This window comes from Lentibacillus songyuanensis, assembly GCF_039548255.1.
GTDB classification, from domain to species: Bacteria; Bacillota; Bacilli; order Bacillales; family Amphibacillaceae; genus Lentibacillus_C; species Lentibacillus_C songyuanensis.
Map to the genome: position 1 here is coordinate 66,805 of NZ_JBCLVH010000012.1, position 23,103 is coordinate 89,907.

Consider the following 23,103-nt stretch of genomic DNA (forward strand, 5'->3'; position numbering starts at 1 on the left):
AAAGAAGTTAAGGCGTATCTTGAAAAAGGTTATCCGGGATATATTCCAGTCAGGGCCAGCAAAGGATTCATCCTGTGTAGGGTAGATAGGAGGTTACGGTAAATGGGAAACATCAAATGGATAAAGCTCAGTACCAATATGTTTGAAGATGAAAAAATAAGGCTCATTGAGAAGATGCCTGACGCAGATACAATATTAATCATTTGGGTAAAACTGCTTTCACAGGCAGGAAAAACAAACGCCAGCGGTTATATTTACCTAAGTGAAAATATCCCTTACACGGATGAAATGCTGGCCACTATTTTCAACAGACCTGTTTCGACAGTCAGATTGGCACTAAAAACATTTGAACAATTTGGAATGATTTCCATAGATGATGAACATTTTATAGCTATTGAAAATTGGGAGAAACACCAAAACGTCGAAGGGATGGAACGAATTAGAAAGCAGACGAGAGAACGAGTTAAGCGTCATAGAGAAAGGAAAAAACTTGAAGAAAACGGAGATGTAACGTTACCAGTAACGGAAGGTAACGCAACAGAAGAAGAACTAGAACTAGAAGAAGAACTAGATAAAGAAAGAGATAAAGATAAACCCGACAATCGCATTCGCGATTTATTCAATCACTATCTCTCAAAAAATATTATCAAACATAAAAAGATGACGAGTCCAATGAGGACTGCAGCAAATGCAAGATTAAGAGATTACCCATACGAGCAATTGATACAAGCTATTGATAACTATGCGGTTGTGTATCAAGGAAAGGAGTATTGGTTTTCTACGAAATACGGATTCGCCGATTTAATGCGGGATAAAGACATTAGAAAATTCATAGATGACGCGGATCCATTAAATAACTTTTTAGAAAGGGGTTTTAAAAACAATGGGGTTCACGGACATCGGAACGGCCATGCAGGAAGTGCTTCAGCGGGCACAAGCTATGAGCAAGCAATGCGAGAACTCGACGCAGCCAAGCGAGCGGTCGGACGTTGAATGCAAAGAATGCGACGACACCGGGCTTATCATTACTAGGGTTGAGCAGGAAATTGAAAAAAACGGGAAGCCGACAAAAGTATATAAGGATTTCGGCAGACCCTGTCCCTGCCAAGAAAGAAAAGCGTTGAAAAGTCGATTTAAAAACGCGTTAATTCCCAATGAATTTCAAAATGCCCGGTTTGATAACTACCAGCTGCATAACGAAACATCTGAAACGTTATATGAATCTACTAAAAGTTATCTGACAGCACTACAAAATATGCTTTACGAGCGAACAGAACACAATAGTTTAGGGTTTATCGCAGTGGTTGGGGAGACTCGCATTCGTGCTATGCAGGGAGAATCCCGGTACACGGCCAAGGCGAAACATAACAGCTTTGGCCTCGGGAAAACTCATTTGCAAATGGCTGCAGCAAAGTGGATTTTGAACAACATTAGAATTTACGACGAAATTGCTCCAGGGCAAAGGTCAACGTTCGACAGAGGGTGCAAGGTGTTGTGTGTCTCGGATATAACTTTTATGGACGACCTCACTAATGCACGCATGGCTGGTGATGGCGGAGAATCGTTAAACAGATTACTTGAGAGTGCTATAAAATCTGACGTTCTTGTGTGGGATGATCTGGGAAAAGCAAAGTGGTCGGAATCGAAAGAAGGGCTTTATTACAAAATTATAAACGAACGATACCTGCAGCAAAAGCCCATCATATTTTCTTCAAACGAGGATGAGGGCACGTTATCAGAAAAAATAGGGTACGCTGCGGCAAGTAGATTGTTCGGAATGTGCGGAGACAACCTACATGAGGTTGAAGGAAGAGACTACAGATTGAGAAAGGATGCATAGCAGTGCTAACCGATAAAGAAAAGAGTGTTTTGAGTGGCATGAAAAGCGTAATGGTGTTTGATCCAGATGATTCGCAGGAGGAAACAGAGCGGAAATGGGTTGAATGGAATTTACATAAAAGTTCAGTCCAAGACAAGGCTGTTCCTAATGCAGAAGAAACTAGAAAATATTTGCAAAAGTATGAGGTGAAATCCGTATGAGGAAACAATCAATCGGGATTGAATTGGCGGAAGAAATAGAAACAATGAAGCAACAAATGCCTTTAATTATTCAACAGGTCGTGCTGCAGGCGGAATTAAAGCATAAGTATTTCCGAGCTTTAGTTACAAATGGTTTTACCGAGGAACAAGCGTTGGAAATTATTAAATCGGAGGGTAATTAAAAATGAGTTTAAACAGAGTCGTTTTAGTCGGTCGTCTTACAAAGGATCCAGAACTTAGATATACGGCGAACGGAGTGGCAGTAGCAAACTTCACTATTGCTGCCAATCGTCCGTTTAAACAAGACGGTCAACAACAGGCTGATTTTGTCAATTGTGTCACTTGGAGGGGAACAGCTGAAAACCTTGCAAATTACATGAAAAAAGGCAGCCAAATCGGTGTAGATGGACGAATTCAAACAAGGACTTTTGAAGGGAAAGACGGCAAGACGGTATTTGTTACAGAGGTACTTGCAGAGAGTGTTCAATTTTTGGAAACAAAAGGATCATCAAGCGGAAATGGCCAAGGTTCGTCCAGCCAGCAAAACTACAACCGAAGTCAGAATCAAAATAGCAATTATACACAAAACCAAAGTGATGGGAACCAAGGTAATTCCACATCTGGACAACCCATCGATATTCAGGATGACGATCTCCCCTTTTAGCCAGCGGGTTAATTACAGATGTAAAAAACGACAGGAGGGCAATAAATGTTTACGGACAATAAAGATTTTTATCCGACGCCGCATAGCCTTTATAGGTTGTTGGTCAAAGGGAATCGTTATATATCGCACGGAAAAATACTAGAACCATCTGCAGGTAAAGGTAACTTGATAGATTACCTGCAGGAGGGCAATCGTAACCGGAAAGTTAAGGTAGACGCAATTGAGAAAGATTCATCACTGGCAAATGATCTCATGGCCAAAGGAATCAACGTGGTTTGGGATGACTTCCTAACATTTAGCACATACAAGGAATATGACGTCATTATCATGAATCCCCCTTTTTCGAGCGGGGTAGACCATTTGCTTAAAGCGATAGAACTGGCAGAAAACCAAATAAGCAATTGTGATATTTACGCTATTTTGAACAAAAATACGCTTGATAACACCTACACAGACAAAAGGAAAAGCTTGCTAAATAAACTAGATAGATACAATGCGGACGTTGAATATGTGCAAGATGGATTTGCGAACGCTGAGCGAAAGACAGGTGTTGAGGTAGCGCTAATCCGAATAAACATAACCTCCTATAAAGAACGAGGAAAAAGCATATATGACAGTATTCCATTTGTCGACTTTGCAAAAAATGATGCGGAACTATCTACAGCGTTATCTAATTATGTCAAATCTAGAAGCATTGAAGAGAAAATGAACGACATTGAACGATATGTTCTTGAATATGAGAAAGCGTGCGAGCTTACAAAAAATCACTTTGAAGCCTATCAAGAAAAACAGTCATTCTTGGACTATATCGGAAAAGTTAATCAAAGCAACGGGATCCTTTCGGATAAATTCACCCATGTCATTCGACATAAATATAGCAATGATGACATGAATGAAGAATTGAACAGGATTCGCCTTAAGTACTGGGAACTGATTCTTGATACCGATTCGTTCAGAGAAATATTAACGAATGAGGGTATTCAGCAGTTGAACAAGAGGTTATCTGCAGCAGAAGGTCTGGAGGTTAATCTAGCAAACATTAGAATGCTTTTGACTGCAATGGGTGTAAATAAAAATGACATGCTTATTGAATCCATTGTAAATATATTCAAAAAGATTACAGGGTACCACATGAATCAATACAGTACCAACATTCATTATTATGACGGTTGGAAAACGAATGATGCATATAAAATAAACAAGAAAATTATCATTCCCATAAAATATTCACCATTCGACGTGTGGGATTTGAAAGAAGAATACAGCAAGCTCAGCTTTGAAGTGAAAAATTTCATTGAGGACTTGGTCAAGGCGTTCCAAATGATTGACCCAAGGTTTAATAACGAATTCGAAACAGTCGGGAAATACGAGTTCGAGAATACGCTTTTGCGGTTCAAAATGTTTAAGAACGGCAACATCCATATTTGGTTCAATGATCTGGACGCTCTGAAAAAGATGAATTATATATGTGGCCAACATTTTAATTGGATCCCGTCAGATGATGAAATCAAAGCGAATAAAAAAGCCAGAGAGTTTGTGGTTAAAGAGTTTGGTGATTTTGATACAACAATCAAGCTTGCTGTATAGAAAATTTTAAAAAGCAGAGGAGGTATATACATGACTGAAATAATCATGAAAGAAGGTCTTGAGTACACGGCTTCAAACAACCGCATGAGATATAACCCTGAGTTTCACGAGAATCACGGAAACCCGTGGACTGTACAAGAATTGATATATTTATGCTCCAGTTGGGATGGAATGCATAAAGCGGATATCGCGGCAGCTCTCGGAAGGACACACAGCACTGTTTTATCAAAGGCTTACGAATTAAGGAGAGATGGTGAATTTAATTACTACAAAGAAATGGGGTGAATGACATGCCGGAGGTCGATAAAAACTCAAAAATATGTATTGAATGTAAGGAAAAGGTTGTCTATTTTCACCTCAGTTATTTCTGCGAAGACTGCATACGTGACTTTTTTAACCATTATGAAAAAAGCAGAGAGGGAAAGGAAAATGAACTTTAGGAAAATGTTAAAAATTCAAAGCGGATTAGATAACTATATTGGCCAATCAAAAAACATTGATATGGAGCAATACAAAACAGAAAGAATTATAGCTTTGCAAGTGGAGTTTAATGAACTGCTCAATGAGTTGCCGTTTTTATTTAAATATTGGAGCAACAAGGGAATGAATCGGAAGGCTGCATTAGAAGAATATGTTGATGGACTCCACTTTATTTTATCTATAGGAAATGATTTAGGTATAGAAAATTACCATTATACAGAACCATCTGTACATGACATGCGGAAACTTGTGTTAGGACTCAACAACATGATTAGTAGGCTAAATGGAGGTTCTTACAAAGAACTAGTAGATCACTTCATCCTGTTCGGGGAAAAATTAGGGTTCAGTCTTGAGGAAATCGAAAGCGCCTATATGGAGAAAAATAGAACAAACTACCGGAGGCAAGAGGCAGGCTATTGAGGAGGCGGGTTAATTGAAGTTGCCAGAAAAAATAACAGACATAGACCAGCTGCGAATTAATCGCAACATTGATAAAAAGTGCAAGTGTAAAAAACGTAAATTTGTTTTAGACACGACAAATAAACGCGTTATTTGCAATGGGTGTGGAGCGGAAGTTGATCCGTATGATGCTTTGTATGAAATGGCCACAAATAGCAACAGGCTGCAAGAGCAAGTAGAGCAGATTTTAGAACAACGCAAACAAATAGTGGACTACAAGCCGTGGTTAGTAACAATAAGGAAACTTGAAAAGCAATACAGAGGAAAGAAAATGTTGCCTAATTGTCCGGTGTGCGAGGAGCCGTTTTACTTAGAGGAATTGACGCACTGGACAGGAAAACCTTTCGCGGACGCTAGAATTAAAAGGAGAGTGGAACAAAATGAAAGATGAAATCGAGACATGCAATCGCTGTGGCAGAAAACTAAAAACAGTAAAAAGTATTGAGCAAGGATTTGGCCCTGTCTGCTTCAAAAAACATAAGAAAGAGCAGGCGGATGAGGAGTTCAGGAAAAACCAGATGACCATTGACGAAGTGGGGAACGTGGTTTGATTGGATTCATTATTCCGGGGGAACTTCCGACAACCAATGAAATTATCGATTTAAGCAAAAAACATTACATGCAGTATTCGGAAATGAAAAGAACATACACAGGTCTGGTATCCATGATTGCAAGAAGGCTGCCAAACGTAAAGAAAGCGGATTTCCAAATTACATGGCACTGCAAAGACAAGCGAAAGGACAAAGATAATATCATGGGTGGCCAGAAATTTATATTCGACGGACTCGTTCATGCTGGCGTTATTAAAAATGACGGTTGGTCACAAATAGGTGATGTTGACCACAGATTTAAAGTAGATAAGGGAAATCCTCGCATTGAGGTATTGCTGTTAAACGTTGAATAAAAATCTATTAATCTAGGCATCTACCAACTAGATTGCAAGACTACATACACGAAGGATGTCTGGATTCTATAAGGAGGAGTAGAGATGTCCAGATGTGTTGAATGCCAGAAATCCATTGATAAAAATGGAAAACACTTGTGTGATGAGTGCTTCGAAGAACAACTCAAAATCAAAATATCCGAGGACAGAGTGGTTGAGTCGCCGCATGATTCATGGTTCTAAGAATAGGAGGATGAGTGACGTTGAAGAAAGTAAAAGCTCACGAAATAAAACATGCGTTGGCCAAGAAGCATGAAAGAACGCAGGACTTCTTTCTTACAGAGGTTAAAAATGGGCCAACTCACATAAGCAAGGAACTGTATATTATGGACGGAATGGCCATTAAGAAAAGCTGGGTCAATCCTATGATAACTGGTTACGAGATAAAGGTATCAAGAAGCGACTTCTTAGCTGATGAGAAGTGGGGAGCCTATAAAAATTACTGTCATCGTTTGGATTTCGTTGTTCCAAATGGACTGATAAAGCCAGAAGAATTGCCGGACGATATTGGGTTGATTTATTACAATCCCGAAAAAAAGACACTAACAACCCGCAGGAAAGGACGGATAAGAGATATCGAAATGCCGTATGAAATGCTGTATTACATTATCATGAATCGGTTAGACAATGTGCAGCACCCTTTCTTCACAACAAAACGCGAATATTTTGAGGAATATATCAGAGGAAAATTAAACTCCCAACAACTTGGTCGTGAAGTGAATTCAAAATTAATTGATGAAGTGGCCAGACTAGAATCGGAAAACATGTCATTGAAACGAGAAAATGAAAAACTGAATGAAAACAGCGAAACTGTTAAGGAAATTGCAAAAGTTCTTCGGAAACATGGATTTAATTTTCGCTATCGATGGAAATTTGCTGAAGATATTGACCAAGCGTTGAGCACGGCTTTACCACCTCATCTAGAAAGAGGTTTAAGGGATATAAAAGCAATAAGTGATCGCCTGTATGACAATATTACGAAAAAAGAAGCGGCTAACTAAGGAGGTTTCTCCATTGAAAGCGGTTGTCGTAACAGATTCTCGCCCGAACTGGATAAAAAAAGAGGACAGGCATTATATGTGCAGAACATTTTGTAATCAATACAGAAGGTGTGCAACAAAGGCAGGTATAGATTGCAAGAAGTTTGGCGGGGACATCATACCAAAAATCAGAGGATGAATAAAGATGGAAAATAGATTGTTCGTATTTGCGTACAACGAAAACGATAAGTGCAATCCGTCTGTATGCTACAAAGGTCATTTTAATGGTGATCAATTCGTTCCTAAGCCCGGTTTTTGTTCGGGAACAAAAGATTTGTATGAATATGATTACGTTCAGTTATTCGGGGACGACGGATCCCTGGTGCATTCCCCAAAAAAATTTAACAAAAATTTAGAGAGGGAAATGCGCAGGGTATTTATTAAATCGTTTGGTGAGGTTGAGCAAGTAAAATTATTTTAAAGGAGAAGTGTTGATGGAACAAATAATTGAGAAATTAAAAGATGAAGCACGTCGTTCATGGGATGGAGAATTAGGTGTGCAAAGAGCAATAGATCTAGAAAGGTATTTAAGGGGTAAGTTAGAGGAATACTCAAGATCTTTAAAAATAGACCAAGAAGAAATTTTGAAGTCATGGGAAGAAGATCGAACGTACAGCGCTATTAATTATTATCAAGAAGCTAACCAACCATCAATTGAGTCTGAAAAGGTAATGGTATTTAACAATGTTGAGGAAATGCTGCAAGCAATAGGCGATAAGAGATTCCGTTGTCCTTCTTGTGGCGGGGTTTCTACAAACCCATACTCCTGTAATAGTGGTGAAGAAATGTCCAAGGGAAAAGTTTGCGATTGGAAGGTGGGCGGTCTATTTGGTGATTTAGGAAAAGGGGTCTACGTCTACGTAAAGGATCAGTTAAAAGGAGAAACCATTTTCATGCCTATTTCTTGGGAAAAGGTAAACGCCTAATTAATTGGAGGGTTATTAATTGCAAGTTGACGATATTGTGAAGCGGGTTTATGAAGAAAAAGCAAACTGGTACAGCCTGGGGATTGAACCGAACGAGATTTATCTCGGGACATACACACTCAACAGAATAATAGCTGCCAACATGCCTGTGACTACTCCAGTCGGTTCGATAAAGGCTCAAGGGGATTTAATGTTCATGGGATTGAAGGTGCACGAGGTACTAAAACCGGTCGACCATATTCGGGTTGGACACAAGTTTATGTAGGGGGTGAATAAAGTGACGGATCAGGAGCTAAAGGAATTCACAAAAAAGAGAATTGAAAAGCTGAAAGAAAGGATTAAGTCAGAACCTAATAGTGAGCTTATGTTACAGGAAAGGTTGGCCATCTATGAAGATATGCTGCAGTCATTTAAATAAAAAAAGTCAGGATTTCTCCTGACCCAACCAATTACATTATAACATAACTACATATAGGGAGGGATCCTGTTGGAATTAGAAGATATAGAGATAGACCACGAGACTATGAAGCTAGAAATTGATATAATGGATGTACCTTCCAATTGTGTGATAGTTATATCGGAAGGTAAGGCAAAACTAAGAGCACTACCAGCTCATGGAGAATATAAAATCATCACCCATAAGGGTAAGGTAAGCAGGATGAGGATTGAACAAGGAGAAGAATTTTAAATAAATATTAGTCCCCCCTGGCCAACCAGCGGACATCGAGACAGCGCTATGCTGTTTTGGTGTCCTTTTTTGTTTTTTAAACCAAATAAAGGAGAGGTTTATCGTGATCATTGTATTTCAGGTAGTTATGTTACTCATTGTTTTATTCACGTTGTTCGGGGTTGTTGGAGAAAAGAAAGATAGGGAATTACGGCAATTACTCGGAACCATCTGCATTATTTCAATCATGTTGTTTTTCGGAAGCGTGGTCTGGTGATGGCTGAATCAAATAAAAAGAGGTCAGCTCTGCCGGGTATGAGGTGGCGTGTGAGCGACTATCGAAAAGATAAAAGAACCGGAGCGATAGACCCAGTTGGTCGTAGCAAATACGTACAATCACTATTTGAGATGGGGTGGAAGGATGAACAAAAAACAGATAGAGAGTGCTCTCAGAGATTACAATTGGATGATGAATGAAATTAAAAGACAGCGCAAGTTCATTGATGAGGATATCCGGGTAAGGGTTACGGCTCAAATGGGGGAAGAATCGGATATGCCAAAAGCGCAGGGAATTACCAGCGATCCTGTAGCCAATGAGGTGGCAAGACGTGACGAGAAGTATTCATGGCTAAATAAGCTGGAGGCTAAGGTGTCCTTTATCCAAAAGCGTATGCATGTCATTACTGACGAAAGAGAAATAGCTGTTCTTGGCTGCATGTTAGATGGAATGAGCATGGCTGCCATAGGAAAGCATATGGGATTGTCTAGGACTAATATTTATGGAATTAAAGAAAGTATCGTCCATCAAATTTTACACTTTGAACACTTTGAACATATTTTACACAATGAACACATTGAACAAAGATTGCCAAATCAAAAATGCACAGTGTAGAATGTAAGGCAGGACGGCGAGGAAAAATTCCCCATCATAATACTTAGTAAATTTACCGCACTCACTTGCGTGAGTGTTTTTTTATGCGCAAATATAAATGAGGAGGTGACAATGTTGGAAATGGATATCAGGTCAATATCAATCAATAAAATAAATCCCGCACCATATAACCCGAGGATTGATTTACGTCCGGGAGACGAGGAATACGAAAAATTAAAGCGTTCCCTAGATGAGTTCGGTTACGTCGAGCCGTTAGTTTGGAACGAGCAAACCGGTAACCTCGTGGGCGGCCATCAGCGTTTCAAAATATTGATGGAGCAAAACCCCACGGAAGTAGACGTATCCGTTGTCGACCTAAGCCTCACGAAAGAAAAGGCGTTAAACATTGCGCTTAATAAAATTAGTGGCCAGTGGGATGATGAAAAACTCGCAACATTACTACAAGAGCTGACTGATACCGATATAGGAATGGAAATCACAGGGTTTGATTCTGGTGATCTTGATGAGCTGCTCGACAATTTGCCGCCGGACACAGGCATTGATGATCCTGTCGAAGAGGATGACTTTGATGTTGATGCTGCAGTTGAAAACATAAAAGAACCAGAAACAGAATATGATGACGTCTGGAAGTTAGGTAATCACCTTCTTGTTTGCGGTGACGCTACAAAAAGAGAGGATATTGACAAGCTAATGCAAGATGATAAAGCTGATTTAGTTGTCACGGATCCACCATATAATGTTGCTGTAACAAGTGAATCAAAAGAATTGGGCGGTTCAGGACGTGATTCTATTATGAATGATGACATGTCTGACCATGAATTTGATGACTTTTTGCTCGGTGTTTTTAAGAGTTATTCACATCTGATGAAAGACAATGCGGCAATTTACATATTTCATGGTTCCTCATATCAAAGGGAATTTGAAAACGCCATGAATAAGCACGGAATCGTTACAAGGTCACAATGTATATGGGTGAAAAATTACCCCTCATTCGGTTGGAGTCAATATCGTTGGCAACATGAACCGATATTTTACGCTTTTAAAAAAGGTCATTCTCCAAGTTGGTACGGAGATAGAAAACAATCCACCGTGTGGAAAGCTGGCTTGCTTGAAGATGTTCCAGAGCCAGCAACAGTTTGGGAAATAAGCAGAGGAAATGTGAACGGATATGTTCATCCCACCCAAAAGCCATTGGAGTTAATTGCTATTCCTGTAAAAAATAGCAGTGTAAAGAAAGACATTGTTGTTGATTTATTTGGAGGTAGCGGTTCAACTTTAATGACATGTGATCAGACAGAAAGAGAATGCAGAACAATGGAGCTTGACCCTGTTTTCTGTGATGTTATTAAACAAAGGTACTTTGAGTCTACTGGCATAGAACCTGTACTTGTTAATAAATAAGAGGTTGAGTTGCCTATAAAGGGGTGCAATCTAAATGAAGGCAAGTGATACAAACAAACGTTCTAATGATGATTTGATACTGGAACATGAAGCCAAAACAGTTAGTGGGCTATTAGAATCAAAAGAGAAGTACAGAAAAATAGTTAACGCGGGCATAACTCGCTGGGTAAAGGATTTCCAAGATGGTCGAATCGAGGTGAACACTGTTGATGATTTGAAAAAGTTAATTGAAATTGACTTGGCGCTGCAAAAGCATGATTTCTGAAAACAACTCAACTCAAATGATTAATTAAAACTTGGAGGTGGCGGTGATGTAAAGATGGCCAATTGGGATGACATTCGAGAGGAATGGGAAAATAATAAAATCACGTTAAAGTCTTTAGCGAAAAAGCACGGTGTAAAATTAGGGACTTTAAAAAGCAGAAAAAGCCGTGAAAAATGGTCGCGGGAAAAAACTGAAAATAAGGGTGCAACCGATAAAGAAAAAGTTGCAACCAAAAATAAAAAGGATGCAACCTCGAAAAGAGGGGCGCCAAAGGGAAATAAGAACGCTGTCGGTAATGAGGGCGGCGCTCCTAAAGGTAACAAGAATGGCGTGGGTAATAGCGGCGGGGCACCAAGAATGAATAGGAATGCGGTCACTACTGGCGAATACGAAACCATCATGTGGGACTATCTGGATGATGATGAGAAAGAGTTATTCGAATCTATTGAAACAGACCCTTTATACCAGATTGATATTAAAATAAGGGAATTGTCTTTGCGTGAACGTCGGATGATGAAACGGATCCGTGCGCTTGAAGATGGATTGACGGAAAAAGAGCGGCGCGTGTTGCAGGAATTAAAAGATTCTAAAGACATTCATGTTATAGAAAATAAAGATGGCGTTGAAATGCATGTTCCTGTTCCTAAATCAGCACTTGTTATTACCCAAATAGAAGAAACGGAATACAGAAAGATTGATGATGTACTTAATTTGGAAGATGCTTTGACAAGAGTTACCAACCAGCTTGTGAAAGCTATTAAACAAAAACACGATATGGACAAGGCTTATAATAAACACCCACTTGAGCTTGAGTTGTTAGAAGCCAATATCGAAAAGATTAGGGCGGAAGCGGATAACTTAGAAGATGATACCGACGAACAACCAATTGAAGTTGTCATCAAGAGAAAGGGTGACAACTGATGGGCGCTGCTTTAGTGATTGAAAAAGAAGTCAATCCCCATTTTGATGATTTTCTATTTGATTGGAATGAGAAGTTCCAGCTGCTTGTTGGTGGATATGGTTCAAGTAAAAGTTATCATGTGGCTCTCAAGATAATCCTTAAATTGCTGGCAGAGAAGCGAACGGCTCTCGTTGTCCGTGAAGTCTATGAAACTCATAAAGACAGTACATTCTCTTTGTTTACAGAGATTATAGAGGATTTAGGGTTGCTTGACGATACGGGGCGCAGGAAGATTGCCAGAGGAAAGATAAGGCCAAAGGAAAGTCCATACGAATTACGGTTTTCCAATGGGTCTAAGGTTATTTTTAAGGGAATGGATAAGCCTGCAAAGTTAAAATCTATTCATAACGTGTCGCTAATCTGGCTGGAAGAGTGTTCCGAAATTAAGTATGAGGGATTTAAAGAGCTTATTGGCCGGTTAAGGCACCCGACGCTGGATTTATACATGATTCTATCAACAAACCCTGTTTCTCAGGAGAGCTGGACATATAGACACTTTTTTAAAGATGAATTGAACGAAACGTTTATATTAGATGATTATGAGTTGTATGAAAAGCGAACCATTGTGATTGGCGATACTTATTACCATCACTCTACTGCAGATGATAACTTGTTTTTGCCGGCAAGTTATATTGACCAGCTTGAGGACATGGAAAACTATGACCCAGACCTTTACCGTGTAGCTCGGAAAGGTCATTTTGGCGTGAGTGGCACAAGGGTTTTACCTCAATTCACGGTAGAAGCTCACGGCACGGTCATGGAAGCGATAGAAAACATAAAGAAGCCCATCAAGCGTACTGGCATGGACTTTGGGTTTGTAACATCTTACAACGCGGTTATCAGAATGGCAGTCGACCCCGAAAAGAAATACCTTTACATTTATTGGGAATATTACAAAAACAACATGACTGATGACCAAACGGAAGAGGATTTAAAAGAACATGATCTGCATAAAGAAAAGATTATTGCTGACTCTGCCGAACCGAAAACCATTCAATATTACAGACAACAAGGTTTTAGCATGTTTGGAGCTAAAAAATATCAAGGTTCACGGCTGCAAAACACCAAGAAGGTTAAGAGATTCCGAAAAATCATCTGTTCTGATGAATGCAAGAACACAATTCGCGAATTAAAAACACTCACTTATAAAAAAGATAAGCAGGGCAAGACAATATATGATGAATTCAATATCGACCCCCACACATTTGAAGCTATCTGGTATGGGTTGGATGGTTATGAAGTCGCTGATTTGAAAGAAGAGGCAAAAGGCAGACCGTCTACTAAAAGACCTGCGGGAAGGAGGAGATAATCTATGGCAGAACAAACAGTCAGGGCAAGGGTGATAAAAGCTTCTGTGTCAGAGGAATCAAAACAGATATATGAAGATGATTTCGCAGGAGCTTATGGCGGCCAAGGTGAAATAATCGAACCACCATATAACATGCAAGAATTAAAGTTGATGGGTGATTATTCTTCCATCTTGCAGCAATGTATTGATGCCTACAAGACAAATATCATTGAGTTTGGTATTGAGCCTGACTTTAAAATAGACATAAACTCAGAAGAAATAAAGGACGAACTCAAAGAATCGGCTCGAAACGAATGGAGAAGATTAGATGAGTTTATCAGGTACCTTAATTTAGATGAGTCGCCAGAAGTCATTTTGGGGCATATTCTGGACGATAAAGAGAAAACAGGTAACGGATATATGGAAATCATCAGAAACACGCTAGGACAGCCAGTTGGCATTGAATACGTGGACGCACAGCATATGCGTGTGTGTAAAAAAACAGATTACACGGATGTAAAATATACAATCCTTGAAAACGGCGAGAAAAAAGAGGAGACTCGCTCGAAGCAATTCAGGCGTTTTGTACAAAAGATTGACGGAAAGAAGGTCTACTTTAAAGAATACGGAGACCCACGCATCATGAACATGTCGAACGGCAAGTTTGACGAGAATACACCGGATAACCTTAGGGCAAATGAAATCGTCCATTTCAAGATTGGCAGCGGCACTTATGGGAAACCGCGTTGGATAGGTACATTGATCAGCCTATACGGTGCAAGGAAGGCCGAGGAACTCAATCTTATGTACTTCAAAAACGGACGACACATTCCAGCTGCGGTAACAGTTTCTAACGGCAAGCTTGATGATGATTCTTATGAGAAACTGCAGGAATACATGAATGATTTAGAGGGTACAGATGGCGCTCATAAGTTCTTACTGCTTGAAGCAATGGGAGCTGCAGAGGAAACGGCCGTTCATGGTGAAGAAAAGCTGGTTCCTGCCAAGGTGGAAATCAAATCACTTGCAGAAATATTGCAGCAAGACGCCTTGTTTCTTGAATATGACGAAAATACAAGGAAAAAAATACGTTCGGCATTCCGTTTGCCGCCACTTTATACGGGAGAAGCGCAGGAATTTAGCCGGGCAACAGCTGATACAGCTCGAAAAGTGACAGAGGAACAAGTATTCCAGCCCGAAAGAAAGGGATTGGCTAGGGTGTTAAACACTTTATTTTTGGAGCCATTAGGGTTTAGTTATGTGAAATTAGCTGTAAAAGGTGCTGATTTCCATGATCCAGTTGAAATTTCAAAGGTTTTAGACCCATTTATCCAAGCTGGTGCTGTTGCTCCAAACGATTTGCGGCCATTATTAGAAAAAGTTCTTGGTGCAAAGCTAGACCCGTTCCCTGATGAATACAATGTTCCACTGCAAGTGCTCATGCGTGAAGCGAATGACCCTTTGTCGGGCTTATTAAACATCCAAAAGTCAGGTAACGACCGAACTGAACTTGTCAATCTATTAAAAGATATGAGGGATGTTCTCGAGGGGATTCAGTCATGACAAAAATTGAAAGTTTATTAAAGAGTTTGAATGCTTTCATAGAAAAAGAGGATGATGACATTGCGGATCTTGTCACTGATTTCCCAGGACTTGAAAAAATACAGGACTTGGTGGAAGAGTACGAGAAAATAGTGGCTAGATTGCTAAGGGAGCAGCGCAAATGGTATTTAGATGCGTTCGATACATTTGTATCAAAAAGCGATTCAATTACGTTAGAGGCATTCCTGCTTTATTTGAAAGGTGATTTGTTCGCTGCGGATGATTTCGTGGATGAATTTGGTGACGAAACAGCAAGTTTTTTACAAATGACCACAGAGGAACTGGCGAAAGTGATGATGGAATCGATTGATCCCGACGTCATATTCGAGGTTCTTTCCGAGAAAACCACCAATTGGATTAAAAACTGGTCAACTGATCTGGCGGATATTATGGAGCTAACCACGCATGAAGCGCTCGAAAAAGAGTTATTGGACGCCATTTCGGATGGTGATTCTATTGCAGATGTTGAATTAAGAATGAAAGATATGCCGCAATTTGACAGGAATAGGGCTAGGACAACAGCCAGAACGGAAATTCTTACAGCTTCCAGTCGTGCTCACTGGGAATCTTTCATGCAAAGCCCTTCTGTTGTCATGAAAAAATGGAAGCATAGCGGCACTAAGAACATTGATGCAAGGGAAACTCATATCGCAATGGATGGAGTAGAAATACCGGTTAATGATTATTTCCAAGTTGATGGTGAAGAGGGGTTATTTCCTAGAGACCCATCATTCAGTCCTAAAAACAGAGTTAACTGTGGGTGTGTATTAGGGCCAGTTGTCGACGAGGATATTTTAAGGTTGAGTAAAGAAGAAAAAGAAGCTATGAGACAAGAAGCTTTGGACGAATTAGCTAGTTAGGAGGGTTAACGTGAATAAGGAAAAAATAAGAGATTGGGCGATTCATGCATTAGAAAATCTTGACCTAAATGAAGTTGAAAAGATAGGGATGTCCGAAGATGAGTATGCAGATGGCGCTCCTTACTTAGAAATATCGATTGAATACAAACTGAAAGGGGGTGAACAGTAAATGCCACGCGAATTAATTAACGCAAATATCACCCACGTTTCATACGTAGACAAAGGCGCTAACCAGAAACAGTTTTTCTTCACGAAGTCAGATAAACAACCCGACTTCAAGAAAGAGGTTAAGGTCTTTATCGATAAAGAAGATGAGGAGCAGCAACTTGTCTATGGGGTTGTGTATGAACCTGATGTTGAGGACTCTCATGGTGATGTTATGACTGCTGCTGAGATTGAAAAGGCGGCACACGGATTTGTCAAAGATGCCCGCAATATTGATAAGCAGCATGACTTTGAATCTGGCGTCGGTGAAGTGGTCGAGTCATACATTGCCCCTGCTGATTTCGACATTGGAGAGCATTCCATTGCTAAAGGTTCATGGGTTTTGGTTACTAAGGCCAGTGATGAAGTCTGGGAAGACATTAAAAAAGGTGAAATAACAGGTTATTCAATGGCTGGCACGGCTGAAACGGTTGAAAAACAGAATAAAAACAATGGTAAAAAGCCTACTTCCAAGTCTGATGAAGGAAATGACGAGGAAATGAAGGGCTTTTTTGATTTGTTGAAAAGCTTTTTCACGAAGGGTGAAGTCCGTGATCGTTATGAAGATAACCAAAAACGTCGCAATATATGGGCTGTGTGGGACGGAATGGAAGATACGTTCTATGACTCCATTTGGGATAATCGAACCCCAGAGGTAGTAGATTTTGAACGATTGGAGGCAGGTGTACAAGACTTCCTCGACATTGTGCAAGAAATTAAAACGTCTGGTGATGTCCAGAAGGCACTTGAAGGCAAGCCAGAAACTTTAAGAAAGGGTGATACCGAAATGAAAAAAGAAGATATTGAAAAGCTGCTTGATGACAAATTGGATCCCATTAACAAGCGGTTAGATGAATTTGAAAAAGAGGATTCGGAGGGCAGTTCCGAGGGAGAAGGAGAAGGCGACCAAGGTCAATCCGACGAACTGATGGAGCAGTTCTCAAAGGCTCTGGATGAAAAATTAAGCCCAATCAACAGTCGCTTGGACACTATTGAAAAGGCAAGGGGTATTTCTAAGCAAGTTGATCATGATGAATCGGGCGAGGGTTCCGGTGAAGAGGAAGTTCAGAAAGGTTACATGCGCCATTTCGGCTAAGGCAAAATATAAGGAGGAGAATTGAACATGCCTATGAAAACAAATAAGCAAATTATTAACAAAGAAGCGGCCATTGCTTCAATCAAGAAAAATCTTGATATTCCAATGGCTGTGAAGGATGCGGAGGCATTCCTAGTAGATACAATCAATAACGCTACTACACTCCCGTCCTTGTCACCAATTTATCGTGATGTACCTGCAGGGAATATTGACGCACTGAGTGTTGGGCGCCGTAAACTACGTCAAGCAGGAAAGAATGACGAACCAACAGGTACTGGCTCTATTGATAATCGTCAAATCCCTTACAACGTTCGTAAAGTTCGTTGGGATGAGTGGTTACAAAATGATGATGTATTCTATTCCCAGACTGCACGTGGAGATAACGCGGAACAAAAGGTTGTCGATATGATTCAGAAGCAGTTTGCGGTTGATTTGCAAGACCTAATCTTTAATGGCGACACAGACGCAACAGGAGATGACGCGGATTTTCTTGGTATTCTTAATGGTTTTGTTAAAAAGATGAAAGAATCCAAAAACAAGACTGATTTAGCTGACCAAGAATTGAAAATCACGGACTTCGTGAACCATATTCAGGTATTGCCAGAACGGTTCAAGAGCCATACGGACATTTCATGGTTCTTTACTCAAGCCACTAATGACCGACTTGTTTCGCTTGTATCTGAACGTAAAACAGGGTTTGGCGACGCAGTTCTGCAAGATGGTAAAATCACTCGCATAGCTGGATATCCAGTGGAAATTGTAGCTGAAATGCAAGGCGGCTTTGCTGCATTAACACCAAAGTCCAACCTTAAGCCAGTGTTTACCCGTCAATTACGATACATTCGTACTGCTGATGGTGCAACTGCTGCGGCCAAGGACGCAACATACCATGTACTTTACGCTTATTTAGATGCAATTGTACGTGAAATCGACGCTGTTGCATGGATGACTGGCGATAATCTATAAGAAAGGAGGTACTTTCTGTGGGAAAAGTACAGTATAAAGCTGATAAAGGCGTTCTACACATTGGTGGCGGACGCTTTTTTCATGCCAAAACACCCAAAGAGGTGGAAAACAAAGCGGATTTGCTCTCGAAATTCGTTGATTTAGAAGATGCGGGCGGAGATGAGCAGACAAACAATCCGGAAAACGGCGGGGGTCAAGGCTCTGAAAATAACGAAAACCCGGATAAACATACCGAATCCTCTCTGAAAAAGCTTAATGCAGATGAGCAGAAAGCATTGATTGAGGAATTAGGTGGCAATGTTGAGGAAACAAGTAATCAAGATGACCGAATTGCTTTAATCCTACAGCTGCAGGAAGATGGTCAAGAAGAGGGCGAGTGATATAAATGTCAATTACCCCCAAGGATTTAAAATCGTATTCCGTTTTTGAAGATGTGCTAGAAAGAAAAGACGATCTACTCGAAATGGACATTTTAGAAGCGGAAACTTATATCGACAGCAAGTTAAAAAAACCAATCGAAAAACATGATCCATTACCCGAAAAATTAAAGCTGGCGCTATTGAAAGTGGCACAGTTTTTCGCGCTTATCAACAGCGACGAGTCTATGGCCAAGGGCTATAAGTCAGAGAAAATAGGCGATTACTCTTATACGCTGCAGGACGGTTCAAAAATGACCATGCCTGATATATCGGGATTGATTAGCGGTTATATCGAAAATGATGAACAGAAAACCGACGGTGTGTTCCTAAGGGTTCGGTCGCTATGAGTTACAAAAAACTACTGACTGACCGTTGTGACATTTATCATTTACAAGCGGAGGATACAGAAAATCCGACATTCGGTGTGCCAGTCGAAGATATGCAGCGGAATCATTACTTTCCAGATGCCCCAGACCATAAAGACGTGCATAGTTATTTTGTCGAGAACAATCAAACGGTTGTTCAAGCAGAACCTAATCAGGTCATCACAGAGGTTTATGATGTTCACTTTCTAAAGTCAACGGATATTCGGCTTGGTGATAAAGTCGTTTGGGGTGGGATTGTTTATAAAGCCCGAAAGCCAAGACTTATTAAAAATCACCATATCGAAGTGGTTGTTTATAGGAGTGAAAACATATGAAATTCGAAATTGATGGCCTAGATGACTTCATTAATGCATTGGACAGTGCTGCTGGAGGCGGATTGGCTAAGAAATTTGGAGAGTGGCTTGAAGCTATGGGTATGGAGTTCCTTGACTTGGTACAGGACGAAATCATTAGAACGAAAACGGTGGACACCAGAAGGCTATTAAATTCCTTTGGTAAAGGCGACAGCGAAAACATGTGGTCTATTTCAAATGGCGGCATGACACTCGATATTGGAACTAACGTACATTATGCTTCATACGTCAATGACGGACATTTCACGATTGACCCAAGCAAGGGACTGGATAGGCGTTGGGTTCCGGGTCATTGGGAAGGCGATCGCTTTAAATACGTTCCCGGTTCTGATACCGGAATGTTATTGAAATTCACGTGGGTAGATGGAACAGGGTATTGGGATACTGCGTTGGCTATATTCGACAAGTTATTCGAAAAAGGACTTGATCGCTTGCTGCAAGAATGGATTGACGCTGAATTTTAGGAGGTGGTTAGTTGAATCCGGAGGTAGGCTCTATAATGAGGTATTTTCATAACCTGTTTCCTGTAAAGGTGTATAAAAAAGAAGTGCCGTCGGATTTCGCGGTTCCTTCTTTGTATTTTCCTATTCCGACTGCGTTTGATAGTAACGATACAAACATGACGTTCACCAAAACGTATAGCCTTTCTGTGAAGTTGTTTCATGAGGATTCAGTAATCGCCAATGACAGGGCTGAAATGATTGCAGATGAGGTCAGGTCAAGCAAAAACGTTATCCCTATGGTGAACCCAGAAGGTGAATTAACAGGAGACTATATTCGTATATCGAAAATCGAGACCAGAATCGGAGACAACGGTGTGGCCACTATTATTGTGGGCTGGGATAGCAACTATCATTACAGCCGTGAAGAGTGGCCAGCGTTACGGAATTTAGAACTTTATAGCGAGGTGAAATAGTTGAGCGATAAAACGAAAAAACCACAGCCGCAAAAGCAAACAAAAACAGCGGAAAAAGAACAAACTTATTATTTACATGACCTTAGGGCGCATAGTCAAGAGCTGTTTGGCGTTAAGCCAGAGGTGTTTGACGGCGCCTTTTATCATGAAAAAGAACCACAAATAACCAAATCATATGCGGAAAACCGCATAAAAACATTTTTAAACAAGGAGGTTAAACAATGAAGGGCGGAACATTTACACCAGGTCAAGAAAAAGTAAGGCCGGGTATTTACTTTAATTTCACAGAACGCGCCAACGATAGAGTTACTGTCGGTGAGCGCGGGCGTGCTGCAATCCCTTTGATTTTATCTTGGGGAGAACCTAAGAAAATCATTGAAATTAAACGAGAGTCAGATGCAAGTGATAAATTAGGACTCGACCTTGCAGAACCATCTCTTTTATTGCTAAGAGAGGTGAGGAAGCGAGCAAATGAAGTGCTTGTTTATCGCGTGAACGAGGGCGAAAAAGCGAAAGCAGACCTCACGGAAGGCGTAAAGGTAGAAGCTAAATACGGCGGTTCCAAGGGTAATGACATCAAGATTCGTGTAGCCAACAACGTCATTGATGATGAAGCAATGGATGTTACTACATTCTTTGGTGCGCGTGAAATTGAAACCCAAACCGTCAAAAATGCTGATGAATTAAAGGGGAATGAATGTGTCGCTTTCTCTGGATCCGGAGTATTGGAAGAGAAGGCTTCTGTTTCGTTATCTGGCGGTAGCGACAAGGAACCTATTACAGGGGCGTACACTGATTTTCTATCTGCGTTGGAAACAGAATCATTCGACGTTGTCGCTTTGCCGGTTGATGAAGAGGAATTAAAAGTAACGTTCACATCATTCATCAAACGTTTACGTGAAGACCAAGGCATTAAAGTTCAGGGGGTTGTCGCTGATTACGACGCCAATTATGAAGGTGTAGTCAACGTCACAAACGGTGTAGTGCTGGAAAATGATAAAACGTTAAGTCCTGCAGAAACAACTGCATGGGTAGCGGGTGCTATTGCTGGCGCTTCATTGAAACAATCACTTACGTTCATGGAATACGAGGGTGCTGTGGATGTTGAACCCCGTTATGATCATGATGAAACAGTAAAACGTCTCAAAAAAGGTGAGTTTTTGTTCACTTTTGATGGTCGAGACAAGACTGTTACGGTTGAAAAAGACCAAAACTCACTGGAATCTGACGCCAAGTTCTCATTGAACAAAGTGATTCGCATTATTGATGCGTTCCACAATGATGTTTTCCGTAGTTTCAAAGACATCATTAAGAACCGCAAGCGCACGGGCGAAGATATTCCTGTGTCACCAGACGGAGTGTCGATTGTCCAAACCGCAGTAGCTCTGTACTTAAACCTATTACAGGATGACGGCGTGGTTATGGATTTCGATCCAAAAGAGGATATCGAAATAGAAATCACAGCTGCGGGTGATGGTTTCATTGTAAATGTCGGTATCCAGCCTGTTGGAAGTGCAGAGAAATTCTACTTTGCAGTGGAGGTGAGATAATCTATGGTATTCAGAGCACGAAACACCATAAATGGTAAAGAGGGGCGACTGTTTCTTGAAGGCGAGGAACTGGCGTATATTAAAACGTTTGAAGCAAACGTCGAAAAGAACAAAGAAGAAACCCCGATTATGGGGCGACGCATGATGGGTCATAAAACTTCAGGAGCGAGCGGTACGGGTACTGCGACGTTCTATAAAGTGACGTCACGATTCATTGAAATCATGTCGGAATATATCAAAACAGGTAAGGATCCGTATTTTACTATGCAGGCTGTCTTGGATGATAAAACGGCAGACCGTGGAACTGAACGAGTTTCACTTTATGACGTTAACTTCGACAGTGTCAAGGTGGCTGGATTAGACATTGAAGCGGCGTCATTGGAAGAGGAAGTTCCGTTTACGTTTGAGGACTTTGACCTCCCAGAAGCATTGAAAGACTCATTCGAATAAGAGAGCGACTAACCCTCGCTCTTTTTTTATTTACTTATAAACATTAGGAGGAAATTACATGTCAAATACTGAACAGCAAGTCGATTTATCATTTTTTATGCCGGGGAAAGCAGCAGAGGTTGAGGAGTTCACTGCGCCAATTTCAAAACGATTCAAGGACAAAGACGGGAATGTGATTCCTTTCAAATTTAAACCCATTACAACGGAGCGTGTGGATGAATTAGAGAAAACGAGCATGAAAAACGTTGTTAAAAACAACAAGGTAGTAGGAAAAGAGCTGGATAACTCACGCTTTATGGCTCGTATTGCGGTTGAATCAACCACTTATCCAGACTTCAAAGCATCCGAAATGCGTAAGGCTTATAAAACAGAGGATCCAGTAGAAATTGCCAAAAAGGTTCTTCATGTTGCTGGTGAGTACGCAAATTGGATTGCAAAAGCTGCCGAAATAAATGGGTTTGAAGATGATCTGGACGACTTGGAAGAAATAGCAAAAAACTAATAAGAGATGGGGATAAAGAGTCCATTTATATGTACTATGCAATGCATGAACTTAAGTATTCCCCATCTCAATTATTAGAAATGTATGAGGCGGACTACCGTTTCAAATCATTTTTGTATGGTTCCATATCCATCAAATTGGAAGAGTTGGAGAAAGAAGCAAAAAGGAGTAAGGGAGGGAAATAAG

General features: G+C 40.5%; 38 protein-coding genes. All 38 read left to right on the top strand.

The genetic code is table 11. The features are described 5' to 3' along the window. Positions 1-102 precede the first annotated feature (102 nt). Complete coding sequence (locus WMZ97_RS12905; protein ID WP_343272503.1) at positions 103-993, top strand: phage replisome organizer N-terminal domain-containing protein; 891 nt, start codon at positions 103-105, stop codon at positions 991-993. Further along, positions 884-1,840, top strand: a complete 957-nt coding sequence (locus WMZ97_RS12910) for an ATP-binding protein (RefSeq protein WP_343272504.1) — start codon at positions 884-886, stop codon at positions 1,838-1,840. Before WMZ97_RS12905 ends, WMZ97_RS12910 begins: the two co-directional genes overlap by 110 nt. Before the next feature lie 2 nt (positions 1,841-1,842). Next, the gene (locus WMZ97_RS12915) at positions 1,843-2,040 is read left to right on the top strand and encodes a hypothetical protein (protein ID WP_343272505.1); all 198 of its coding nucleotides are present in this window, start codon (positions 1,843-1,845) and stop codon (positions 2,038-2,040) included. Continuing rightward, positions 2,037-2,222: a hypothetical protein gene (locus WMZ97_RS12920; RefSeq protein ID WP_343272506.1), complete on the top strand. Its 186-nt coding sequence runs from the start codon at positions 2,037-2,039 to the stop codon at positions 2,220-2,222. Before WMZ97_RS12915 ends, WMZ97_RS12920 begins: the two co-directional genes overlap by 4 nt. A gap of 2 nt (positions 2,223-2,224) precedes the next feature. Beyond that, positions 2,225-2,704 carry a single-stranded DNA-binding protein gene (gene ssb / locus WMZ97_RS12925; RefSeq protein ID WP_343272507.1) on the top strand — a complete coding sequence of 160 codons (480 nt, stop codon included), beginning with the start codon at positions 2,225-2,227 and terminating at the stop codon, positions 2,702-2,704. Positions 2,705-2,749: 45 nt separating this feature from the next. Then, a complete protein-coding gene (locus tag WMZ97_RS12930) occupies positions 2,750-4,291 on the top strand; it encodes a DUF4942 domain-containing protein (protein WP_343272508.1) in 1,542 nt (513 codons plus the stop codon). A 30-nt stretch (positions 4,292-4,321) separates the two neighbouring features. Beyond that, on the top strand, positions 4,322-4,576 hold the full coding sequence (locus WMZ97_RS12935; protein ID WP_343272509.1) for a DNA-entry nuclease: 255 nt from the start codon (positions 4,322-4,324) through the stop codon (positions 4,574-4,576). Positions 4,577-4,720: 144 nt separating this feature from the next. Continuing rightward, complete coding sequence (locus WMZ97_RS12940; RefSeq protein WP_343272510.1) at positions 4,721-5,191, top strand: dUTP diphosphatase; 471 nt, start codon at positions 4,721-4,723, stop codon at positions 5,189-5,191. 13 nt (positions 5,192-5,204) lie between these two features. Then, complete coding sequence (locus WMZ97_RS12945) at positions 5,205-5,621, top strand: hypothetical protein (RefSeq protein WP_343272511.1); 417 nt, start codon at positions 5,205-5,207, stop codon at positions 5,619-5,621. Next, a complete protein-coding gene (locus WMZ97_RS12950) occupies positions 5,611-5,781 on the top strand; it encodes a DUF6011 domain-containing protein (RefSeq protein ID WP_343272512.1) in 171 nt (56 codons plus the stop codon). Before WMZ97_RS12945 ends, WMZ97_RS12950 begins: the two co-directional genes overlap by 11 nt. Beyond that, positions 5,778-6,134: a RusA family crossover junction endodeoxyribonuclease gene (locus tag WMZ97_RS12955; protein WP_343272513.1), complete on the top strand. Its 357-nt coding sequence runs from the start codon at positions 5,778-5,780 to the stop codon at positions 6,132-6,134. Before WMZ97_RS12950 ends, WMZ97_RS12955 begins: the two co-directional genes overlap by 4 nt. Positions 6,135-6,376: 242 nt before the next feature. Continuing rightward, positions 6,377-7,174: an MmcB family DNA repair protein gene (locus WMZ97_RS12960; RefSeq protein ID WP_343272514.1), complete on the top strand. Its 798-nt coding sequence runs from the start codon at positions 6,377-6,379 to the stop codon at positions 7,172-7,174. Positions 7,175-7,358: 184 nt separating this feature from the next. After that, positions 7,359-7,634: a hypothetical protein gene (locus WMZ97_RS12965; protein ID WP_343272515.1), complete on the top strand. Its 276-nt coding sequence runs from the start codon at positions 7,359-7,361 to the stop codon at positions 7,632-7,634. Between the two features lie 13 nt (positions 7,635-7,647). Further along, positions 7,648-8,139, top strand: coding sequence for a hypothetical protein (locus WMZ97_RS12970; RefSeq protein WP_343272516.1), 492 nt, complete (start codon positions 7,648-7,650; stop codon positions 8,137-8,139). A gap of 19 nt (positions 8,140-8,158) precedes the next feature. Further along, positions 8,159-8,404, top strand: a complete 246-nt coding sequence (locus tag WMZ97_RS12975) for a hypothetical protein (protein WP_343272517.1) — start codon at positions 8,159-8,161, stop codon at positions 8,402-8,404. Between the two features lie 12 nt (positions 8,405-8,416). Beyond that, entirely contained in the window at positions 8,417-8,557 is a 141-nt protein-coding gene (locus WMZ97_RS12980) for a hypothetical protein (protein ID WP_343272518.1), read from the top strand. Between the two features lie 69 nt (positions 8,558-8,626). Next, entirely contained in the window at positions 8,627-8,827 is a 201-nt protein-coding gene (locus WMZ97_RS12985; RefSeq protein ID WP_343272519.1) for an XtrA/YqaO family protein, read from the top strand. A 103-nt stretch (positions 8,828-8,930) separates the two neighbouring features. Then, entirely contained in the window at positions 8,931-9,083 is a 153-nt protein-coding gene (locus WMZ97_RS12990) for a hypothetical protein (protein WP_343272520.1), read from the top strand. 144 nt (positions 9,084-9,227) lie between these two features. Continuing rightward, positions 9,228-9,698, top strand: coding sequence for a DNA-binding response regulator (locus WMZ97_RS12995; protein ID WP_343272521.1), 471 nt, complete (start codon positions 9,228-9,230; stop codon positions 9,696-9,698). A gap of 120 nt (positions 9,699-9,818) precedes the next feature. Continuing rightward, entirely contained in the window at positions 9,819-11,099 is a 1,281-nt protein-coding gene (locus tag WMZ97_RS13000; RefSeq protein ID WP_343272562.1) for a site-specific DNA-methyltransferase, read from the top strand. A 34-nt stretch (positions 11,100-11,133) separates the two neighbouring features. Then, on the top strand, positions 11,134-11,364 hold the full coding sequence (locus WMZ97_RS13005; protein ID WP_343272522.1) for a hypothetical protein: 231 nt from the start codon (positions 11,134-11,136) through the stop codon (positions 11,362-11,364). A 54-nt stretch (positions 11,365-11,418) separates the two neighbouring features. Beyond that, positions 11,419-12,285 carry a phage terminase small subunit gene (gene terS / locus WMZ97_RS13010; protein ID WP_343272523.1) on the top strand — a complete coding sequence of 289 codons (867 nt, stop codon included), beginning with the start codon at positions 11,419-11,421 and terminating at the stop codon, positions 12,283-12,285. Between the two features lie 17 nt (positions 12,286-12,302). Then, positions 12,303-13,634: a PBSX family phage terminase large subunit gene (locus WMZ97_RS13015; RefSeq protein WP_343272563.1), complete on the top strand. Its 1,332-nt coding sequence runs from the start codon at positions 12,303-12,305 to the stop codon at positions 13,632-13,634. Between the two features lie 3 nt (positions 13,635-13,637). Beyond that, on the top strand, positions 13,638-15,176 hold the full coding sequence (locus WMZ97_RS13020; protein WP_343272524.1) for a phage portal protein: 1,539 nt from the start codon (positions 13,638-13,640) through the stop codon (positions 15,174-15,176). Next, the gene (locus WMZ97_RS13025) at positions 15,173-16,075 is read left to right on the top strand and encodes a phage minor head protein (RefSeq protein ID WP_343272525.1); all 903 of its coding nucleotides are present in this window, start codon (positions 15,173-15,175) and stop codon (positions 16,073-16,075) included. The genes WMZ97_RS13020 and WMZ97_RS13025 overlap by 4 nt, the downstream gene beginning before the upstream one ends. Positions 16,076-16,085: 10 nt before the next feature. Beyond that, positions 16,086-16,244 (top strand): hypothetical protein, encoded by a 159-nt coding sequence (locus WMZ97_RS13030; protein WP_343272526.1) that lies wholly within the window; start codon positions 16,086-16,088, stop codon positions 16,242-16,244. Beyond that, entirely contained in the window at positions 16,245-17,375 is a 1,131-nt protein-coding gene (locus tag WMZ97_RS13035; RefSeq protein ID WP_343272527.1) for an XkdF-like putative serine protease domain-containing protein, read from the top strand. A 33-nt stretch (positions 17,376-17,408) separates the two neighbouring features. Next, positions 17,409-18,341, top strand: a complete 933-nt coding sequence (locus WMZ97_RS13040; protein ID WP_343272564.1) for a phage major capsid family protein — start codon at positions 17,409-17,411, stop codon at positions 18,339-18,341. A 17-nt stretch (positions 18,342-18,358) separates the two neighbouring features. Beyond that, on the top strand, positions 18,359-18,721 hold the full coding sequence (locus WMZ97_RS13045) for a hypothetical protein (RefSeq protein WP_343272528.1): 363 nt from the start codon (positions 18,359-18,361) through the stop codon (positions 18,719-18,721). 5 nt (positions 18,722-18,726) lie between these two features. Continuing rightward, positions 18,727-19,107: a protein YqbG gene (gene yqbG / locus WMZ97_RS13050; RefSeq protein ID WP_343272529.1), complete on the top strand. Its 381-nt coding sequence runs from the start codon at positions 18,727-18,729 to the stop codon at positions 19,105-19,107. Further along, entirely contained in the window at positions 19,104-19,460 is a 357-nt protein-coding gene (locus WMZ97_RS13055) for a DUF3599 family protein (protein ID WP_343272530.1), read from the top strand. The genes yqbG and WMZ97_RS13055 overlap by 4 nt, the downstream gene beginning before the upstream one ends. After that, positions 19,457-19,963 (top strand): HK97 gp10 family phage protein, encoded by a 507-nt coding sequence (locus WMZ97_RS13060; RefSeq protein WP_343272531.1) that lies wholly within the window; start codon positions 19,457-19,459, stop codon positions 19,961-19,963. Before WMZ97_RS13055 ends, WMZ97_RS13060 begins: the two co-directional genes overlap by 4 nt. Positions 19,964-19,974: 11 nt before the next feature. Next, the gene (locus WMZ97_RS13065; RefSeq protein WP_343272532.1) at positions 19,975-20,415 is read left to right on the top strand and encodes a phage portal protein; all 441 of its coding nucleotides are present in this window, start codon (positions 19,975-19,977) and stop codon (positions 20,413-20,415) included. Next, on the top strand, positions 20,416-20,640 hold the full coding sequence (locus WMZ97_RS13070) for a hypothetical protein (RefSeq protein ID WP_343272533.1): 225 nt from the start codon (positions 20,416-20,418) through the stop codon (positions 20,638-20,640). It abuts the gene before it with no gap. Further along, a complete protein-coding gene (locus WMZ97_RS13075; protein WP_343272534.1) occupies positions 20,637-21,965 on the top strand; it encodes a phage tail sheath family protein in 1,329 nt (442 codons plus the stop codon). Before WMZ97_RS13070 ends, WMZ97_RS13075 begins: the two co-directional genes overlap by 4 nt. A gap of 3 nt (positions 21,966-21,968) precedes the next feature. Further along, a complete protein-coding gene (locus WMZ97_RS13080; RefSeq protein ID WP_343272535.1) occupies positions 21,969-22,415 on the top strand; it encodes a phage tail tube protein in 447 nt (148 codons plus the stop codon). Between the two features lie 58 nt (positions 22,416-22,473). Continuing rightward, positions 22,474-22,917 (top strand): phage tail assembly chaperone, encoded by a 444-nt coding sequence (locus WMZ97_RS13085; protein ID WP_343272536.1) that lies wholly within the window; start codon positions 22,474-22,476, stop codon positions 22,915-22,917. Positions 22,918-22,940: 23 nt separating this feature from the next. Further along, a complete protein-coding gene (locus tag WMZ97_RS13090) occupies positions 22,941-23,102 on the top strand; it encodes a hypothetical protein (RefSeq protein ID WP_343272565.1) in 162 nt (53 codons plus the stop codon). The last annotated feature ends 1 nt before the right edge of the window (position 23,103 follow it).

What these genes read in the sequence shown, in the direction of transcription:
- WMZ97_RS12910 (WP_343272504.1), top strand. Translation starts at nt 884, where the DNA reads ATGGGGTTCACGGACATCGGAACGGCCATGCAGGAAGTGCTTCAGCGG.
- ssb (WP_343272507.1), top strand. Translation starts at nt 2,225, where the DNA reads ATGAGTTTAAACAGAGTCGTTTTAGTCGGTCGTCTTACAAAGGATCCA.
- WMZ97_RS12920 (WP_343272506.1), top strand. Translation starts at nt 2,037, where the DNA reads ATGAGGAAACAATCAATCGGGATTGAATTGGCGGAAGAAATAGAAACA.
- WMZ97_RS13000 (WP_343272562.1), top strand. Translation starts at nt 9,819, where the DNA reads ATGGATATCAGGTCAATATCAATCAATAAAATAAATCCCGCACCATAT.
- WMZ97_RS12950 (WP_343272512.1), top strand. Translation starts at nt 5,611, where the DNA reads ATGAAAGATGAAATCGAGACATGCAATCGCTGTGGCAGAAAACTAAAA.
- WMZ97_RS13075 (WP_343272534.1), top strand. Translation starts at nt 20,637, where the DNA reads ATGAAGGGCGGAACATTTACACCAGGTCAAGAAAAAGTAAGGCCGGGT.
- WMZ97_RS13060 (WP_343272531.1), top strand. Translation starts at nt 19,457, where the DNA reads ATGAAATTCGAAATTGATGGCCTAGATGACTTCATTAATGCATTGGAC.
- WMZ97_RS13020 (WP_343272524.1), top strand. Translation starts at nt 13,638, where the DNA reads ATGGCAGAACAAACAGTCAGGGCAAGGGTGATAAAAGCTTCTGTGTCA.
- WMZ97_RS13035 (WP_343272527.1), top strand. Translation starts at nt 16,245, where the DNA reads ATGCCACGCGAATTAATTAACGCAAATATCACCCACGTTTCATACGTA.
- WMZ97_RS12970 (WP_343272516.1), top strand. Translation starts at nt 7,648, where the DNA reads ATGGAACAAATAATTGAGAAATTAAAAGATGAAGCACGTCGTTCATGG.
- WMZ97_RS12965 (WP_343272515.1), top strand. Translation starts at nt 7,359, where the DNA reads ATGGAAAATAGATTGTTCGTATTTGCGTACAACGAAAACGATAAGTGC.
- WMZ97_RS13080 (WP_343272535.1), top strand. Translation starts at nt 21,969, where the DNA reads ATGGTATTCAGAGCACGAAACACCATAAATGGTAAAGAGGGGCGACTG.
- WMZ97_RS13085 (WP_343272536.1), top strand. Translation starts at nt 22,474, where the DNA reads ATGTCAAATACTGAACAGCAAGTCGATTTATCATTTTTTATGCCGGGG.
- WMZ97_RS12930 (WP_343272508.1), top strand. Translation starts at nt 2,750, where the DNA reads ATGTTTACGGACAATAAAGATTTTTATCCGACGCCGCATAGCCTTTAT.
- WMZ97_RS12995 (WP_343272521.1), top strand. Translation starts at nt 9,228, where the DNA reads ATGAACAAAAAACAGATAGAGAGTGCTCTCAGAGATTACAATTGGATG.
- terS (WP_343272523.1), top strand. Translation starts at nt 11,419, where the DNA reads ATGGCCAATTGGGATGACATTCGAGAGGAATGGGAAAATAATAAAATC.
- WMZ97_RS12940 (WP_343272510.1), top strand. Translation starts at nt 4,721, where the DNA reads ATGAACTTTAGGAAAATGTTAAAAATTCAAAGCGGATTAGATAACTAT.
- WMZ97_RS13025 (WP_343272525.1), top strand. Translation starts at nt 15,173, where the DNA reads ATGACAAAAATTGAAAGTTTATTAAAGAGTTTGAATGCTTTCATAGAA.
- WMZ97_RS13005 (WP_343272522.1), top strand. Translation starts at nt 11,134, where the DNA reads ATGAAGGCAAGTGATACAAACAAACGTTCTAATGATGATTTGATACTG.
- WMZ97_RS12905 (WP_343272503.1), top strand. Translation starts at nt 103, where the DNA reads ATGGGAAACATCAAATGGATAAAGCTCAGTACCAATATGTTTGAAGAT.
- WMZ97_RS12935 (WP_343272509.1), top strand. Translation starts at nt 4,322, where the DNA reads ATGACTGAAATAATCATGAAAGAAGGTCTTGAGTACACGGCTTCAAAC.
- WMZ97_RS13055 (WP_343272530.1), top strand. Translation starts at nt 19,104, where the DNA reads ATGAGTTACAAAAAACTACTGACTGACCGTTGTGACATTTATCATTTA.
- yqbG (WP_343272529.1), top strand. Translation starts at nt 18,727, where the DNA reads ATGTCAATTACCCCCAAGGATTTAAAATCGTATTCCGTTTTTGAAGAT.
- WMZ97_RS13040 (WP_343272564.1), top strand. Translation starts at nt 17,409, where the DNA reads ATGAAAACAAATAAGCAAATTATTAACAAAGAAGCGGCCATTGCTTCA.